This is a genomic window from Paenibacillus sp. H1-7 (genome assembly GCF_022354825.1).
Lineage (GTDB): Bacteria > Bacillota > Bacilli > Paenibacillales > NBRC-103111 > Paenibacillus_S.
Genome location: NZ_CP031168.1, coordinates 3,010,420 through 3,028,818, shown reverse-complemented (window position 1 = coordinate 3,028,818; position 18,399 = coordinate 3,010,420). Strand labels below are relative to the sequence as shown.

Below are 18,399 nucleotides of genomic sequence, written 5' to 3'. Positions count from 1 at the left end.
CATTCAACTCCCTTTTCTCATTTGGACTGGAACTTTCCCTCAATGGGTCTCTACCCTTTCACGGCGCCGATCATCATACCGGATATAAAATAGCGCTGCAGCCACGGATACACTAGCAATATAGGTATCGTTGCGAACATGATACTGGCGGCCTTCAAGCTTTCAGGAACCGGTGCCAGCGAATTCATTCCCTCGGTTGCCGTAGCATCGCTCATTTGATTGGAGATAACCAGCTGATACAGCTTAAGCTGAATAGGGTATAAATCCTGATTGGTTATATAAAACAAGGCGTCCATGAAGCCGTTCCACCGGCCGACCGCATAAAACAGGCTTAGCGTAGCGAGTACCGGCAGCGAGAGAGGCAGCACGATCCGGATTAGCGTACCGAAGTGCGAGCTTCCGTCGATCCGTGCGGATTCCTCAAGCTCATCGGGAATGGAAGAGAAGAACGTTTTCAGAATGATCAAGTAAAAGGCATTGACCATCCCGGGCAGCACCAGCGCCCAAATCGAATTGGTCAGCTTCATTGTTTTCACAAGCAAATATTCAGGGATAAGACCGCCGCTGAAAAACATCGTGAAGACGATCATCAGCAAAAACGCATCGCGGCCCTTCAAATGCTTCTTTGTCAGCGGGTAAGCAGCACATATGGTCATGACCATACAAATTACCGTGAAGAGAACGACCAGCATAATCGTAAAGAGCAGCGAATTGATCATTTTTACATCGCGAAATACGGTCTGATAAGCCATCGTGCTCCATTCCACCGGGAACACCGTCACTTTGTTCGATAAGATCGCCGCATTGGAGCTTAACGACACCGAAGCCAGGTGAAGAATCGGTACTAGCGCAAGGAAGGACGCCGCCGCAACGATAGCGATAATAAGTCCGTCAAATAACTTCTCCATCCGTCCGACTTTCATGACAATCCTCCTCCCTCCTCTACCAGATCCCCTGATCGGTTACTTTTTTGGAAATATAATTGGAAGTCAACAAGAAGATCAGTCCGACGACAGCCTGGAACAATCCGATAGCCGTTGCGATCGTATACCGAGCCGACTGAATACCCACCTTGTAGACGAACGTACTGATAACGTCGGACACATCGGTTACAAGAGGATTGCTGAGCACGAACGGCCGTTCAAATCCGATGCTAGCCATATGCCCAATATTGATGATTAGCAAAATAACGATCGTTGGCCTGATGCCCGGAAGCGTAATGTTCCATATTTTGCGCAGACGTCCGGCTCCATCCACCTCCGCCGCTTCATACAGCTCCTTGTTGATACCCGTCAAGGCCGCCAAATAAATAATGGTACCCCAGCCTGCGCTTTGCCACACGCCGGTCCCAATATACGTCGCAACCCAATAGAATGGCTCGGTCAGAAAAGGAATCGCTTTCATTTCTGCGGATTTTAACAGGATGTTAACAAGTCCGGTGTTCGTAGATAAAAGCTGGTATACCATCCCTCCGATAATGACCCAGGAAATGAAGTGTGGCAGGTACAAAATGGTCTGCGCGCCCTTCTTGAACCACTTGATGCGGATCTCGTTCAGCAGCACCGCCAGGATGATCGGAGCCGGAAACGATATGACGAGGTCCAGCACGTTAAGCAGCATCGTATTGCGCAGCACTTTGTAGAAATCTCTCATTTGGAATATTTCGCGGAACGCATCAAGCCCGGCCCACGGACTTTTCCAAATGCCCTGAAACATGTTGAACTCTTTAAAAGCAATGGTGACTCCGTACATCGGAATGTACTTGAAGACAAGGAAGTAAAGCATAGGCAAAAATAACAACGCATACAATTGCCAGTCCTGATTTGCAAGAAACCTGAAGCTTTTTTTCTTGACAGCCGTTCGGGATAGCGCTTTCTCAACGGCTGTCTTGCTGCCGATTGCGGACATACAACTCCTCCCATCTGAATCAGTTGTGACTGTTGCGGTGTATATCCACAGTAAAGCAATGCTCGCATCACGGTCAATTTACATGAATCGCTGCTTAGCAAAAAGTAACATCGAGGCTAAGGATTATCCTCTTAACGTTTTGTCATCCCCGCTTTACCATTTCGCAACATTCGGTTATTCGCCGGTATTCCGGGTGGAATCCGATTTTTTCCGGTAATCGCCGGGAGGCAGACCGAACATGTTTTTGAATGCCCTGTGGAACGAAATGACGTGCTGATACCCTACCCGCTCGGCAATTTCCTGCACCGGCAGCTCGGTTTGGAGCAGCAGGCGGCTCGCTTCCTCCAGCCGGACCTTGAGCATGTAATCGATGAATTTCTCCCCGAACTCTTCCTTAAACAGCTTGCTTAAATACCGCGGATTCAGCTCGAAATGATCGCTTAACTTGTTCAGCGACAAATCGGGGTCCGCATAGTACATCTCGATATATTGCTTCACTCTGTTCATAAGCAAATGATGGTTGCGCACCGCTCTCGTCTCGCGGATCCGGGGCTCTAGCTCTGCAAGGACACGGCTCAGCCTCTCATGCCAATCGGTTAGGCTTATGGCGTGATTGGATATCGCTTCCAGCTGCGGCAGCGCTTCATCAGCCCACAGCTGCTGCACTTCATCCGGCAGCTCCGTCATCTCTTTATGAAACTGATACAGCAGATAATCCATAATTTGATGAAGATCCGCTTGGCAAAATTGTCCGGTCTGCAAGCAATGCGCCAGCTTGTTCAAATGGACCGGCCATTGACCATCGTCAAGCCGGTAGGAGCGGGCCAGCGTAGAGAGCAGCTGCAAATGGGGGAAAATGCGTCCTTCTCCCTTCGGACGGGAGTCCTTGTGCTCCAGAAAGCAATTGGAAGCAAATAACGGCTTGTGAAGCAGCCGCTCTCTGGCTTCATCGTAAGAACGGTTAGCCTCCGAATAAAACGGTGTCTCGGTCCCGGTTCCTATTGACACGGTAAATTCCAGATTAACATCGATCCACGTCTGGAGCTGTCTCATACAGTCCATCGCCCGCTCACGTTCGTTCTCGTCAGAGTCGCTCATATAGAACACCGCTGCCATTTGATGGGGCTCCAGCCACTCGTTCCACAACGTAACCCGCATCGATTCCGCTATTTCCTGCAGCACCTGGCTGACGGCGAACTTCAGCAAGTATTGATCGCGCGGATTATAAGCAGCCGTGAAATCGGAATGCCTGTCTATTTCCATCACCGATACAAGCATGCTGTGAAAATCGCTCGGAAGCTGCAGCTTGCGCATCTCCTGCTTCCATTGCATTTCATTCATCAAGGTATTTCCTTCCAGCCATTCGGCCAGCCTCTGCCTCTTGCGCACCGGCAGATCGTCCTTGTACAGCTGCTCGTATTGGCTCGACCTCTCCAGCAAGCCGTCTATAGCCGATTCGATGAACTTGAGCTCGTCTTTAGTCGTGTGTCGTACGAGCTCCTCGTTGCGGCGCTTCGAATAGTCGTGGATTCTGCCCGCGATAGCCTGAATCGGTTTGTAATTCCGATGGGTGATGTAAGTAAACCAAGCGATGCCTGCAATGACCGCCGCCAGCCCTACCATGATCCAGAAGTCATGGAACAACGAGAGGTACGACAGCTTTTTGTCGCTTTCAGCGCCGGATACGTAATGCCACCCTGTATAATCCGAAACGGCCGGAGTCCGCTCCCCCGGGGAGGCGGCTTTGGACTGCTGCGAAGGCTGGTACGTATCGAATGACGCACCGTTCTCCGCATAAAGCTGAATGAGCCCCGTATCGTAGCGGGTCAAATCCTTGATGAACCCGAGCAGGGCGGATACCCGGACATTCACGACGACAGCCCCCCGCTTGTCCCCGCTGAACGGAAAATATTTGAACAAGGTGACGACGCGCTCCCCGCCGGCCTCATGCGAAAACTCTTTAAAGATTCGCGGGCTGCTCCATCCCGAGCTGTTGCGTCCCGACCGGTAAGCATCGAGCAGGAAGTCGCGGTCCCCGAATTGCTCCAGGCTCGACAGTCCGCTTCGGGACAGCACTTTGCCCGTTTGCTCGTTGTACAAATAAATGGAATTGGAAAATGGCAGCATAGCCGAAAAATCGTCCAGCTTGCGGGAGATGAGGAAAAAGTCATACACCGTCCGGTCTATGTTTTCCTGAAAAAACGGGGCAAGCACTTCATTCATGTAAATATCCTTAATCACCATGCGCTCGGCCGCCTTCAAATTGTTATCGACCGCCTGCATGACCTTTGTTGCAATAGCCTCTTCCGTCCATGAAATTTGCTCTTGGGCCGAATTGTTCAATACCGCAAAAAACGAGAAAATCAGCACGGAAATAACCAGAAAAAATATCGGAGCGTAAGACAGGAGTATGCGGTAGTACCAGCTCATTTTCATCCAATTCGTTCCTCCCGGCCAAAGATGATATGGTTCCTTCCGCTCTATTTTATTACAACCGAATGGCTGATGTTGTAGAATCGTGGCGAAACGGTGTCCGACCGTAGTACCGGTTTCCTGGACCTGTGCCCATAAAAAAAATCCCGGCAGCGCGTGCGCTGCATCGGGATGTTGATCGTACAAATGATTCGGTGTGATACGGTGTCACTAGCACGTCTTGCTTTCTTGGTTGAGGCTACTCCGTGACCAGCTCCAGCTCCGCTGCAGCCGGCGCATCGAGCTGCGGTGACGAGGTGACGAACACAACCTTCCTTATTTCCCCGCTGAAGCTATACGGAGTTTCATACAGCGGAACAACCGACGTCACCGCACTTTCGCCAATTTTGAATAGTCCGAAGGAGAACCCGATGCTGATCGAGCCCGTCAGCCTGCCTAATCGATCCCGCTACGAGCTTTGTGCAGCCGTTTCTCCATCCGTTATACCGGGCGGCTCCAGAGTTTCTTCGATCCGTCTTTTCATCGCTTCGGAATAACCGTGCAGATTTTGAAACACCCGGCTGCTAAGCTGCAGCAAACATCGGACGTCCTCATCGGAAAAGCCTTGAAACAGAAGGCGCATATGCTCTTTTTGCATGGGAACTACCTCCTGCAGCAGCTGTTTCCCTCTGGCTGTAATGCTGAGAAGCATGATCCTGCGGTCGTTATGCGGACGCTGCCGCGATACATATCCGTCTTTCACCAGCTTATCGCACAGCGCGGTCATCGCTCCCGGAGAGAAATGAAGCTCATCCGACAGCGTCCCCGCTTTGAGCGGCCCCTCCCGGTCCAGCATGCTCAGCACGTTCAGCTGCGGCAGCGTCAGCGTTTGCTTAACCACGATTTTATCCCGCTCTACTATGAATTTGCGTATCATCGTCCGAAACTGGCGATCCAGCTCCAGCGTCGTCGGCTGCATCGAGTCCATCTTCCTTCTCCTTTCGAACAAAACAAAAAGGCCGCCGTTCATCACTCAGTCACGCTGAATGTGTTCGGGGCCATTGGCAATCCAGTAGGCGAACCGTTTTATTTTGATTTCAAACCATTGGGTATGAACCTAAATTAACACAACAATTCCTATAAATCAAGTAAGAAATAAAATGGATAGCTGCAAGATTGCAGCCGATAAAAACCGGACTTCGCTTGCAGTCAAAGTCCGATCAGGCTGTTGATAAACTGATTTACCCAAACATGCTGATTAGGTGGTCTCTCCAGAAGGAGCGATAAGGCTCCTTATGTTATCTGGACATTGACGCTGTAACGTTACAAGTGAACACCATGTTCCAATAAGAGGTCCATCGTCGGATCCCGCTGTCCCTGTGTACAGTTCATTGGGCGAATCCAATCGCCTATCCGTTGGGAAGAGTTGATCACCTTGCTACGGACCGTAGATCCGTTATTATACCCAAAACGGCCCTTTTTGAAGGGCGATCGGACTACAGATCCGCTATTTCGCGATAATACACATTTTGGGGGGGCAAAAATAGCAAATAACGGACTCACGGTCCGATCACACCTCAAAAACAGCATCATTCTAGAAAATAACGGATCTCCTGTCCGATCCTCGTAAGCCCGGCTGAGGTGTATACCCCATCGGGGTATAAAGTGAGCTGCCCTTTAATGTAATAGGAAGTTGAGGTATCTCCGCTTACGAAGCCAGTTTTCCTGCGGAAAACACTTAAGTGTCTGCCTTTGTTTTCAGAAAAAAATACCGCCGAAGAGCGACAAATTTATTGTTCTCTGAAAACAACAGCGGCTGGAGGGCGGTCCCCCACCGGGATACCCTGCAAAAATTTTAGTTGCATTGGTTTCTTAACAAACTCACCGGACTTCGCTTGAGAGCAAAGTCCGGTGGAGTTCCCGATTACGCCTGTACAGGCGCTAATTGTACTTCCTTCAAGTTCATCAGCACGCTGCCGGTAAGCTCATTCGCGCTGACTGTCAGCTTGTATTCGCCCGGCTGCTCAATACGGATCACTCCGAGCGTCTCTTCCCTAAATTCGTAGCCGTCGCCCTTCGGAGCGACTTGGCCCGCCAGCTTCTGCCCGGCTGTCTCCACCGTGAACGAGCCGCCCGCTGCGCCTTCCTCCGCGCCGTACACGATCTTCACTTCGTAGTCTCCCGCTTCCGCCGCCCGGTACGTCCAGCTGATGCTGTCGTTCGCATCCGCCCAGTTCGTCACGACGTCACGTCCGGCTTTGCCCGTATCATAGCGAAGCTTCTCCCCTTGAATGTCTCCGTCGAAAGCTCCGAATACATTCAAATGGTCCTGCTTATGCAGACGCTTCACCGGATTCGCGTCAACGCTGCCTTCGATCTCCACTACGACGACTGTCGCATCGGGATCGAGCGGCAATGCCGGTACGGAAATGACGGCATCCTCACCGGATAAGCGGTGATGCTCAAGCTCCGCCTGCGCCGGGTCGGCAAGCAAATACGCCTTAGCAATGCGGCTGCGCAAGCCCGGAACGATCAGCTTGCCGCTGGCCGGCCAATCGAAAACGTGCAAGTACAGCTTCGAGCCCTTCGCCGTGCAGCGCCCCCATTGCGGCTTGCCGATCGGACTGCCCGTCGTTCCGTACACGCTCTCGCCGTTCGTGTTCATCCACCGGCCTACGCCTGCCAGAATCTCCTTCGACTTCTCGTCAAATTCGCCCTCCGGCGTAGGACCTACATTCAGCAGGTAGTTTCCGTTCAGACTGAACACGTCGATCATGTTGTGCAAAATGCCTTTCACGGATTTCCAGTTATGATCCGTCTTTTTGTAGCCCCACGAATTGTTCATCGTATGGATAGACTCCCAGTCTCTCCGGTTAATGCGGATATGAAGCTGGTTGTCCCCGGAGTTGCCGTAGTCGCCGAAGCCGTCCCGCCTTACGCGGCGGTTGATCAGGCAGTTAGGCTGCAGGCTGCGTACGTAATCGACGAACCGCTGTCCCTGCTCATCCGTTACTTTATGGCCGCAGTCAAACCAAATTACCGCTACGTCACCATACTGGGTGAGCAGCTCCTTCAGCTGCGGAAATGCTTTTTCATTCAAATACCGCTCGTATCGCGTCCGCTTGTCCTCGTCATGGATCCATGATTCCAGATCGTCCCAAGCTCCAATATTGCCCGGGTAATCATGCGTATTCCCCTGCGAATCCGGATGGTGCCAGTCCATCGAATGCGAATAGTAGAAGCACAGCTTCACGCCATGCTTGTGGCAAGCTTCGGCTAAATCCTTCATCGGATCGCGGCCGTAAGGCGTTCGCTTCACAATGTTGAAATCCGATACCGGAGAATCGTACATCGCAAAGCCGTCGTGATGCTTGGCCGTAATGACCAAATATTTCATTCCCGCATCTTTGGCGCTTTTCACCCATTCGTCCGCATTATAGTTAACCGGATTGAATTCCTCCGCTATCGTCTCGTACTCTTTCGCAGGAATTTGTCCGCGGAGCATAATGTGCTCGCCGTATGTGCCCGGCACTTCCTTTCCTTTCCATACGCCGCCGAGAAGCGAATATAAGCCCCAGTGGATGAACATCCCGAACCGTGCTTCTCTCCACCAAGCCAGTCTGCGGTCCTGGGCTTCTCCAGTAAATTGTAGCTCGGTTGTACTCAGCTCGGCTTCCGCCTCCGCGTTATCCATATACATATCTCGTTGTGCCATTGGAAACCTCCGTTAGTTTGTCTTCTCCTCTATTGTAAGTCCGATATGTTATAATCCATATAGATGCGGTTAACGTGAATTTGTACGAAACTAACCTATGCTGCTGCCCGGCGCAGGTAGGATTTATGGGGGTGGGTAACAATATGGGACAAAACGAGATGCCCATCAGCCTTTTTCTGTCTGAAGTGAAGGTCGAGCTTATCATCTCGCTGTTAAGCAAGTGCAAGCCGGATTGGGTACAAGGGCCTTTCACGCCGACTTACAGCAAAATCTATTACATCCTCGAAGGAGAAGGCCGAATGATGGTGGGAGGACAGGAGCTGTTTCCGCAGCCGGGGCAGCTCGTGTTTGCGCCAGCGGGCTTGTCCCAGTTTTTTTCCGTCATGGACCCGAATCATACCTACAAAATGCTGTGGTGCCACTTCACTTCGAATCTCAGCTTTATGAACCTGTTCTCCCTGTTTCAGCTTCCTTACTGCATTACAGCCAGTATGCCTGACGAGACCATTGCATCATTCGAACGATTGATCGCGGCTAGGAGGGCCAACGGACCGGCCAGATCCATCCGAATCCAAGCGGCGCTTCTCGACGTCATTTCCTGCTACGTGGAACAGGCGGTTCAAGCCCGACCCCAGACGGCCGGCACGCTGGCAAGCGACAAGCTCAGCAAAGTACTTCAATATATTGACTCCAAACTGGCAAACGATATAACAGTCACGGAGCTCGCCGAGCTGATACATCATCATCCGAACTATTTTATCCGTTATTTCAAAAACCATCTGGGCACCACGCCGATGGCCTACATATACGAAAGAAGATTGGAGAAGGCGAAGCAGCTGCTGTCCGTCTCGGATATGACGATCGGAGAAATCGCGAGAGCGACGGGGTTCCACGATATTTTCCATTTTTCCAAAGCGTTCAAAAAAAGACTCGGCGTCGCCCCTTCCGAATTCCGGGGCTGGCCGAGTGCTCCTCAGTAGTATGTATACTTGCTTGTATGAAACAACCTAATACTGCCGCTCGTAATCGACCCGATTTCGCGAAGGAGCCTTGCCCTGCACGTACTCTTGAAGATTATGCAAGAAAATCTCAAACGCCCGTTCGTTATACTGGTCCGTCGACCCGGAATTGTGCGGCGTCATGATCACATTGTCCATCTGCCATAATGGACTCGAATCGGGCAGCGGCTCTTGCTCGTAGACGTCCAGTCCCGCTCCGGCTATCGTCCCGTTCTGCAGCGCATCGATAAGGGCCTCCGTATCCGTAGTTGCGCCGCGGCCGATATTGATGTACATCGCCGTCGGCTTCATCCGTTCGAATTGTCGGCGGCCGAACATATGTCGTGACTCATCGGTTGCCGGGACGGTCACGACGACATAATCGCTCTGCTCCAGCACGGCATCCAGCCCGTCATTATCGTACATACGATCCACAAACTCGCTTGGCCTCCCGGACCTGCGGACACCCAGCACCTGCATCCCGAACGCTTTGCCAAGCCGGGCTGTTTCTTCCCCTATGGCGCCGACACCGATAATCCCCATCGTTTTGCCATGAATTTCTCCGAGCGTACCCGTGCCCTTCCATTCGCTCTTCAGCTGATGCCGAATGGACAAGTGCAGCTTGCGGGTAAAGCCAAGCATCATGGCCAAGATCGTCTCCGAGATCGGGAACGCATGGACGCCGCTGGCGTTGGTCAGCCATATGCCTCTCCCGGCAAGCTCGCCGAGCGGCATCCGGTCCACTCCGGCGCCCCAGTTTTGCACCCAGCGCAGCTTCGAGTCCGGCTGCAAGCATTCCGTCTTGCATGCTTCCTTCCAGTCCACAACGATTTCCGCATCCTTCAGATGGCCGGCCCACAGTTCCTTTTCTTTGCCGTGAACGAGCTCCCACCCGGGCGCCGTTTGGCGAATCCGTTCCACCTGTTCGTCAGTCAAAGCATGAACACACACGATTTTGGACATCCTATCAGCTCCTTTGTCCATATTATACCATCGCCACGCGAGCAAGTTCGACCCGTCTTGGCGAAATTTTGCCTGCAACAGCCGTCCCCGCACAGCAAAAACCGCATTCCGGCAGGAAGCGCGAAATGCGGCGTTACTCCATTATTTTGTTTTGGCCTTGGCGGCGTCAACCGCTTTATTGGCCGTTTCCTCAATTTTGCGGAACAGCGTATTCAAATCCGTATCGCCCAGCGCCGCTTCATGAATCGCATCTTCGTAAGCTTTTTGCGCATCCCCTTCATATGGAGATCTTGCCGGCATCGGAGCATATTGATGATAGAAAACGGCGCTCGTGTTTTTGTCCTTATACTTGCTGTCCTGGGCAAACTGCTTCTTGATCGCGTCGTCTTTAAGCGCCGTCATCGTACCGCTGCGCACTTGCTTTGTCTGGTATTCGACGCTCGTCAAATATTGGATAACCTGCATCGCCTGATCCTTGTATTTGCTCTGTTTGGTTACGCCCCAATAGAAAGGATACGCTTGAGAACCAATGGTCGGCATATCCTTGAACGACGGCAGCGCCGCAATGTCCCAGTTCATGCCTTCCGAGCCCGAATTCGCCCAATCAAGATCGGACAAGTAAGCCATCATCGCCAGGTTCCTATCCTTCAGGAACGGATCCTTGTACGGAAGCTTGTTTTTCAGCGCTACCATCGCCTTCTTGTAATTCGGATCGTTGGAAGGATTGACATAGTACGTCTGGTACAGCTGCTTCCACTTCTCGTCCGTTTGAATCGTCGCCTTATCCGTCTTCGGGTCGAGGAACGTCAGCCCCAGCTGATTCGCTTTGATGGTATGGGCCGGTGAAGAAGCAAAGCCCAAATACTGCTTGTCGCCGTCCGTACGCGTAAGCGTTTTCGCAGTTTGCTGCAATTCATCCCAAGTCATGCCGTTCTTCGGATAAGGGACGCCGAATTTATCGAATATATCCTTATTGTAAAACAGGATGACGTTTTGTGACCACACCGGCAAGCCGTAAATACCGTTCTTGGACATCGACTTGGCAAAATCTATCATCGTCGGCTCGAAGGCGCTTAGATCGATATTGTGCTTCTTGATCAGATCCGTCATATCGTAGGCCAGATCGTAATTGCTCACCGTATAAAAATAGTTCGTGCTCTCGTAGTAAATATCGATCGTTTGGCCTGAGGCGACCATTTCGTCTATTGTCGTTCCGGTTCCTTTTTTAATATATTTGATCGTGATGTTCGGGAACTTCTGCTTTACCGGATCGATAAATTTCTTCTGCACTTCCTCTTCGGAAGTGGCAGCTGTAGAATACAGCACCAGCTCTACGGGCTCGTTGCTGACTGCTTGCTGCTGCGCCGTTTTTCCCGTATCCGCAGCCGCAGGCTCTTGCTTGCTGCTGCAACCGCTTGCAAGAGCGATCAGCGCCGCTGTCGATACTAACAAACCTTTCTTGATCATTCGATAATTCCTCCCCGATTCCCCTTTTTAAGAAAACGCTTTATTTCCCATTACCCTTTTACAATAACATAAAGAAATGACGTAAACTTTAGGAATTTTGCCTGAAAATTTCATTTATTTGTTTTATTCACTGGATAAAGCTAGAAGACATACTTTCTCTGCTCGTCTAATGGGGGGTTCCCCGCAGCAACAGCAAAAAAGCCAAGCCCCGCGTTCGCGGTCCTTGACTTCTGATTTGGAGGGTCGATGCCTCATCGCGCATTATCATTTGGCTGCCGGCTGGTCTACGAAATTGTCACGTACATTGTCCCGAATGTCATTCCCTTGCACCAAGATATTCGTGCCTTGGGCAATTTTAACCCCGTTGGTGTTGTGCGTTACGATATTGCCTGTGATCCGGACGCCGTCGGGAATCCCGGCTCCCAGTCCGTTGTTGCTTTTATCTCCCGGATCGCTCAGCAGAGCTATTCCCCAGAAGCCGTCCGCTATGTTGTCACGAATCGTATTATTGCGTACGATCGTCCCCGGGCCGTTCATCACGGTAACACCGGTTCCGTTCTTCACTGCACTTCCGGTAATCATGTTGTTTTCTATGATGGTATCGGGGCTCCCCATTGAAACCGTAATGCCGCTGCGCGACCCCGCAATCGTATTGTGATGAATGAAATTACCTGGCCCGGAAGCCGAATGATTGTTGGGCGGCGTCCCTCCCGTATTTCCCAAGCCGATGCCTGCACCCGTGATGACGCCGCTGATGGCGTTATGATGAATTTCGTTCAAATACTCGCCCTCGCCGTGCAGATCGATCGAATCGAGAGCCGTGGACTGGAACGTGTTGTTCCGTACGGCATTGTTGTGAGAAAGGTATTGGATTAATACCCCGTGACGTATATAAGGCCCTTTAAACCGGCTGTTTTCCACCACGTTAAAATACGAATCGTTCTCAAAGCCGCTGCGGCTCACCTTGGGAATCCCCTGCATGACGACGCCGTATCCTGCGCCGCCTCCGCCTAGATCCGTAGCGTCGCGGAACAACGAGTTCCGTACGATAACATCGTGACTTCGGCTAATGCGGACTCCCATCCGCTGATACTTCTCGACGGTCACATGATCGATGGTGATTTGGCGGGAGCCTCTGGATGAGGCGTCTTCAATGTAAATCCCTACGAGCGGTCCGCCGCGATCCGGATTGTTCGCCGTCCGGTCGGTAGGATACTTGCCTTTGAAATCGGAGCTGACGGTCAGATGGGAAATGAGAATGCTGTCGACGCCGAGCGCTTTGATGACTCTCGTGTTGGAATCAGGCTGGTCCAGGTACGAGCGAAGAATGACGCCGTCCTGGCTCTCGCCGCGCAAATTGACTCCGCTTTTCAGCTCGATATTCGCGGTTTTATCCGCAGGAAGCGTACGGATTAAATTGTACACGCCATTGCTCAGCAGCACTTCATCCCCGGACTGTGCCGCCTTGATGGCAGCGTTAATAGCCTCAGTGTCGTCTGTTCCGTTATCCGCCGGGTCCGCGCCGAAATCGGCAGCAAGGAGCGTCTTCCCCGTAACCGGATGATCGGCATGAAGCGGATGCTCCGTACCGTCCGCCCGGTATAATCCGGGCTTTTCCGAAGAGGCAAGCACAAGGGCAGAAGCTTGCGACGGCGACGTTGTCGGGGCTGGAGCAGGTGCTGCCGGCATGGCGGGCGTTATGCCTTCAGCTGCCGGCTCCGCGTGCTGCCGCTGCACCGCAATAATAACCGTTGTCAAAGTTATAAGAAACAGGGCAGCGACAGCAGCGATTATCGCTGATGAACGAACCGATTTGATCATCGCAGTCTCCTTTACTTCTTCTTATACAGGATGGGTTCCGATAAGATCCGATGCTTGACATGCTGGTCCATAAACGCCCAAGCTTCCTCAGAAGCCTGCGCCGCCGCCTCGCCCTTGAAGCCGTGGCCTTGGCCCGGCACGATTTTGAAATCGACGACGGGGGAGCCCGCATCCTTCAGCTGCTGCGCGAGCTTCACGCTCTCCGTAAACGGCACCGTCGTATCTGCATCCCCATGACGTATCCAGAAAGGGGGCGTGTTGGGGGAAGCATAAGTCCCCGGCATCGCCGATCTCGCCAGCTCCGGCACCGTAAGAGCGCGCTTATTGCCCATTAATGCGGCGATCGACTTGTTCGAATCCGCTTCCTTAGTCGTGAAATCGGACGGCCCGTACCAATCGGCTACGGCCTGCACTTGCTCGGAATAGTCCGGCCAGCCGCCTGTACCGGACAAGTCGATTGCGATCGCTTTATCTCCGCCGCCAGACATCGATCCCCGATTCGCCGACGCCAAGTCTCCGGTAGTTCCGAGCAGCGCAGCCAAGTGGCCTCCTGCGGATACACCCCACACGCCGATCCGGCTCGGATCGATGTGGTACTGCTTGGCATGAGCTCGTAAATAGCGGATGGCAAGCTTCACATCCTGAAGCTGGGCAGGAAACGGAGCTTCCGGAGTAAGCCGGTAATCCAAGGACACGCCGATATACCCTCTCTTGGTTACGTAACCGCAAATGGAACCAAGCGCCCCCTTCCTGTCGCCGTGATTCCAGCCGCCTCCGTGGATATAGACCATAACCGGCATCGGGGCGTCCGGCGGTGTTTCCGGGACAGCTATCGAAGCATGCATCTGGCGATTCCCGGCTTTTCCGATCTCGACTTCTTCATACAGCGTAACCCCCTTCGGCGCGACAAAAGGCGGCTCCTCTTCCGTTTTCGCCGCAGCCGGTACGTCGTTGACGGCAGATGTCGTTCCTCCGGCCCCCTGCCTTGCAGTTTGTGTTGACGCCCCGTCGTGCTCGGCGGAACGTGAGGACGGAGCCGAAGTGCAGGCTATCGTCATAGCGAGCATTCCCAATATGATCACAACTCCTTTGTACCCTAATGTGAGTCGCATCGGCATTCCCCTTATATGCATATTGACTCTTATCTAACCTATAATTCAACTATATACAATGGTGTAAGCGCAGTCAATATACATAATAACAATTATATAAGTTTGTAATGGGTCAATTTATCGACCGCTTTTATACCTTATTAACTGCTGAAAATCAATTCGTTCCCTCTCGCCGCATAAAAAGACCAGGCCGCCGCATTCACGGCACCTGGTCTTCCGTTTCTCCTTGTTAATGGGAGCCTTCCAAATTTTTAAACTGATTGAAGAACATTTGATAGTAAGTTCCTTGCCGGTCGATCAGCTGATCGTGGCTTCCCTTCTCGACGATTTCGCCACGGTCGATAACCATAATCGTATCGGCATCCCGGATCGTGTTCAGCCTGTGGGCGATGATGAAGCTCGTTCTGCCCTGCATAATGTTGAGCAGCGCGTCCTGGATATGAAGCTCCGTCCGCGTGTCGATACTGCTGGTCGCTTCATCCAGAATCAAAATCGACGGCTTAGCCAATATGACTCTGGCAATCGCAAGCAGCTGGCGCTGTCCTTGGCTCAAGTTGCCGCCGTTCTCGGACAGCACGGTATCGTACTGCTTCGGCAGCCGCCGGATGAACGGATCGGCGTTGGCCATCCTCGCCGCCTCGATCACTTCCTCGTCCGTTGCGTCCGACTTGCCGTACTTGATATTCTCCTTGATTGTACCCGAGAACAGGTACGTATCCTGCAGCACGATGCCGAAGCATCGTCTCAGGCTGTCACGCGTGTACTCCTTGATGTCTACACCGTCGATGTAGATCGTCCCTTCCGTTACGTCGTAAAATCTCGTCACCAGATTGACGATGGTCGTTTTGCCTGCGCCTGTCGGCCCCACAAGCGCCGTACTGCTGCCTTCGTGCGAATCGAAATCGACATGCTTCAGGATCGGCACATCAGGTCTGTAGCCGAAGGTGACATTTTCAAATACGACATGCCCCTTCGGATTGCGCAGCTCCTTGGCATGCGGCGGATCTTCCGGCTCTTCCTTCTCATCGAGGATCTCGAATACCCGCTCGGCACCGGCGACGCCGGATTGAAGAATGTTATACGTATTGGCCATTTCGTTCAGCGGCCGGACGAACTGTCTCGAATAGCTGAGGAAGCTGGCGATAACCCCGATGGTAATGCTCCCTTTGACGGCCAGCACGCCTCCGACGACAGCTACTGCAGCGAAACCGATATTGTTGATTACGGCAAGCAGGGGCATCAGGAAGCCGGAATAAATTTGCGCTTTGAGTCCGACCTGGTACAGCTTGTTGTTCACTTCGTTGAATTCCTGTATCGCTTTGTCCTCATGATTGAATGCTTTGACGACATGAATGCCCGAAATGGTCTCCTCGATATGGCCGTTCAGCTTGCCGAGCTGCGCCTGCTGCTCCTTGAACAAGACGCTTGTTCGCTTGGTGATCGTTTTGCCGAGCAAATAGACTAGCGGTACCGTAATTAGCGTTGCGAGCGTGAGAATTGGGCTTAAGATGAGCATCATCGTCAGCGATCCGATCAGTGCAATGACTCCGGACATCAGCTGGGTCGTTGACTGTGAAATCGTATTGCTCACGTTATCGATATCGTTCGACAGCCGGCTCATCACTTCGCCGTGAGGCTTCGAATCAAAAAATCCGAGCGGCAGCTTCTGCAGCTTCTCGAACAATGCGGCCCTCAGATGCCCGACGATTCTTTGCGATAAGCCCGCCATAAACCAGCTTTGCAAAAACGTCAGCACCCCGTCGATCAAATAAGCGGCGGCAAGTCCCAATATAAACAGCTCCAGCAGCTGAAAGTGAACCGTTCCACCATCCGCCGCCGTCATAGCATCGATAGCGTGGCCGATAAGGAAAGGACCTGTCAGCGTAAGCACCGAGCTCGCCAATATAAACAGAAACACAATCGCAAGACGTTTGCGCTGGTGGCCGACGAACTGCCACATTCGTTTAAGCGTCGCTTTGAACTGCTTCGGCTTGGCAACCGGACCGCCTCTGGCGCGATTTCCGAATCCGCCCGGTCTCCCTGGCCCCATCATGGGCAAATCGGGAGGTGTCTGCGTCTCTCTGGACGATTCATTAGGCTTCGACATCTTTGTGTACCTCCTTCCCCATCTGAGATTGATAAATTTCCTGATAGACTAGGCATTCTTTCATCAGCCTGTCGTGTTTTCCTATTCCGACGATCTCTCCTTGATCGAGCACGACGATCTTATCGGCATCCATAACCGACGTAATTCGCTGAGCGATAATAAGGCACGTCAGCCCTTGGGTATAGGTCTTCAGCGCTTCCTTGATTTTCGCCTCTGTCGCCGTATCGACGGCACTCGTACAGTCGTCCAGGATGAGAATTTCCGGCTTCCGGACAAGAGCTCTTGCTATAGATACCCGCTGCTTCTGTCCGCCCGAAAAGTTAACTCCCCGCTGACCCAGCAGGGTCTCGTAGCCTTCCGGGAACGAGGTGATGAACGGATGCGCTTGCGCCGCTTCGGATGCCTTGACAATCTCCTCCATCGTAGCGTCCTCTTTGCCCCAGCGGATGTTCTCGGTCACCGTCCCGGTGAACAGCACGGTTTTCTGAGGGACGATCGCGATTTTCTCCCTGAGCTTGGCGGGATCGATTTGAGTCACGTCGACGCCGCCCACCCGGATCGTTCCCGAGGTCGCATCGTAAAAGCGCGGGATTAAGCCGACCAGGCTGCTTTTTCCCGAGCCGGTCGATCCGATAATCCCTACCGTTTCGCCAGCCAGACACGTCAGCGATATATGCTTAATAACCGGGTCGCCCGAAGCTCCTTCATACGAGAAGCTGACATTGTCAAACTCGATCGTTCCTTGGGTGGCCGGATCGAGCTCGGTTTCCTCCCGCCAAGACATCTTGTTGTCTTGATCGAACACTTCGCCGATGCGCAGTGCCGATGCTTTGGCCCGCACGAACATATTGAACACCATGGAAATGGTCATAAGAGCAAACAAAATTTGCGTCATGTAGTTGATAAAAGCAATAATATTTCCCACTTGAATCGTGCCCCGGTCAACGCCCCAGCCTCCGAACCATAGCACGGCAATAATGCCGAGATTCATCGTCAGCATAATGGCCGGGTTGAAGATCGCCATCGCCCGCATCGCCTCGATCGAACGAGCCTGATACGACTGATTGACGTCCTGAAACTTCTCCACCTCGTAATCGAACCGGTTAAAAGCCTTCACAACCCTCACGCCGGACAAATATTCCCGCATAACGCCGTTCACCTTGTCCAGCGCCTTCTGGACGCGGATAAACCGCGGAAACCCGATTTTCATATTCAAGGCAATCAGAATGGCGACAATGGGAACTACTACTGCCAATACGATAGCCAGCTGGGAGTTGAGACGCGCTGCCATAATCAAGCTTCCGATACACAGCAACGGCGCTTTGACGAAAATCCGCATCATCCCGTTCGTAAAGTTTTGCACCTGTGTCACATCGTTCGTTAATCGCGTAATCAACGAAGCGCGCTCGAACTGATCGATGTTTTCGAATGAAAGCGTTTGTATTTTACCGAACAGATCTTGTCTCAGCTCGGTGCCGAACGCCTGCGACACGCGGCTCGCCACAATGTTCCTGCCTGTTGCCGCCAAGGCGCCGAGCCCCGTAATCAGCAGCATGAACCCGCCCATGCTCAGCACATAATTCATGTTCCTGTCGGCCACGCCGACATCGATTATATGCGACATGACCGTCGGCAGAGTCAAGTCGGCCAATGCTTCGCAAGTCAGAAAGAGCACGGCCACAATAAACATTTTCCAATATTTCTTTACATATTTCCGGAAAAATGACAAGTCGAAGTTCCCCTCCCAAATTAGTTAGCTTCACTATATAAAACATACTCCTTTCAAAGTAAATTGTCACTCCCTTTTTGCTTGGGAGCATCTTCATTAGGAGTGGCCGTACAGCCGAATCATAGTATAATGAGCTTGTACCGCTTCATTCGTACTTTTTTGTATCT

The 18,399-nt window shown here is 52.3% G+C and carries 13 protein-coding genes; 1 reads left to right on the top strand and 12 read right to left on the bottom strand.

Annotated features, from left to right (window positions below; translation table 11 throughout):
- Positions 1–50 precede the first annotated feature (50 nt).
- From DVH26_RS13360 to DVH26_RS13340, 6 genes are all read right to left on the bottom strand, one after another.
- A complete protein-coding gene (locus DVH26_RS13360; RefSeq protein WP_239634173.1) occupies positions 51–923 on the bottom strand; it encodes a carbohydrate ABC transporter permease in 873 nt (290 codons plus the stop codon).
- A 19-nt stretch (positions 924–942) separates the two neighbouring features.
- The gene (locus DVH26_RS13355) at positions 943–1,785 is read right to left on the bottom strand and encodes an ABC transporter permease (protein WP_379460463.1); all 843 of its coding nucleotides are present in this window, start codon (positions 1,783–1,785) and stop codon (positions 943–945) included.
- 297 nt (positions 1,786–2,082) lie between these two features.
- Entirely contained in the window at positions 2,083–4,344 is a 2,262-nt protein-coding gene (locus tag DVH26_RS13350) for an AraC family transcriptional regulator (protein WP_239634171.1), read from the bottom strand.
- Between the two features lie 235 nt (positions 4,345–4,579).
- A complete protein-coding gene (locus tag DVH26_RS37095) occupies positions 4,580–4,711 on the bottom strand; it encodes a hypothetical protein (protein WP_275590470.1) in 132 nt (43 codons plus the stop codon).
- Positions 4,712–4,789: 78 nt separating this feature from the next.
- Positions 4,790–5,308, bottom strand: a complete 519-nt coding sequence (locus DVH26_RS13345; protein ID WP_239634170.1) for a MarR family winged helix-turn-helix transcriptional regulator — start codon at positions 5,306–5,308, stop codon at positions 4,790–4,792.
- Positions 5,309–6,244: 936 nt separating this feature from the next.
- On the bottom strand, positions 6,245–8,035 hold the full coding sequence (locus tag DVH26_RS13340; RefSeq protein ID WP_239634169.1) for an alpha-L-fucosidase: 1,791 nt from the start codon (positions 8,033–8,035) through the stop codon (positions 6,245–6,247).
- 143 nt (positions 8,036–8,178) lie between these two features.
- Here DVH26_RS13340 and DVH26_RS13335 point away from each other — a divergent pair, with 143 nt between their 5' ends.
- Positions 8,179–9,015: a helix-turn-helix transcriptional regulator gene (locus DVH26_RS13335; RefSeq protein ID WP_239634168.1), complete on the top strand. Its 837-nt coding sequence runs from the start codon at positions 8,179–8,181 to the stop codon at positions 9,013–9,015.
- A 27-nt stretch (positions 9,016–9,042) separates the two neighbouring features.
- Here DVH26_RS13335 and DVH26_RS13330 read toward each other — a convergent pair whose 3' ends face one another.
- The 6 genes from DVH26_RS13330 to DVH26_RS13305 all read right to left on the bottom strand — a co-directional run bounded on the left by DVH26_RS13330 (position 9,043) and on the right by DVH26_RS13305 (position 18,232).
- Positions 9,043–9,996 carry a D-2-hydroxyacid dehydrogenase gene (locus DVH26_RS13330; RefSeq protein WP_239634167.1) on the bottom strand — a complete coding sequence of 318 codons (954 nt, stop codon included), beginning with the start codon at positions 9,994–9,996 and terminating at the stop codon, positions 9,043–9,045.
- A 141-nt stretch (positions 9,997–10,137) separates the two neighbouring features.
- On the bottom strand, positions 10,138–11,463 hold the full coding sequence (locus DVH26_RS13325; RefSeq protein WP_239634166.1) for an ABC transporter substrate-binding protein: 1,326 nt from the start codon (positions 11,461–11,463) through the stop codon (positions 10,138–10,140).
- Positions 11,464–11,727: 264 nt separating this feature from the next.
- A complete protein-coding gene (locus DVH26_RS13320) occupies positions 11,728–13,284 on the bottom strand; it encodes a NosD domain-containing protein (protein ID WP_239634165.1) in 1,557 nt (518 codons plus the stop codon).
- A gap of 11 nt (positions 13,285–13,295) precedes the next feature.
- On the bottom strand, positions 13,296–14,396 hold the full coding sequence (locus DVH26_RS13315; protein ID WP_239634164.1) for an alpha/beta hydrolase: 1,101 nt from the start codon (positions 14,394–14,396) through the stop codon (positions 13,296–13,298).
- Positions 14,397–14,625: 229 nt separating this feature from the next.
- Positions 14,626–16,449, bottom strand: a complete 1,824-nt coding sequence (locus tag DVH26_RS13310; RefSeq protein ID WP_239635358.1) for an ABC transporter ATP-binding protein — start codon at positions 16,447–16,449, stop codon at positions 14,626–14,628.
- 40 nt (positions 16,450–16,489) lie between these two features.
- Positions 16,490–18,232 (bottom strand): ABC transporter ATP-binding protein, encoded by a 1,743-nt coding sequence (locus DVH26_RS13305; protein WP_239634163.1) that lies wholly within the window; start codon positions 18,230–18,232, stop codon positions 16,490–16,492.
- Positions 18,233–18,399: the final 167 nt, after the last annotated feature.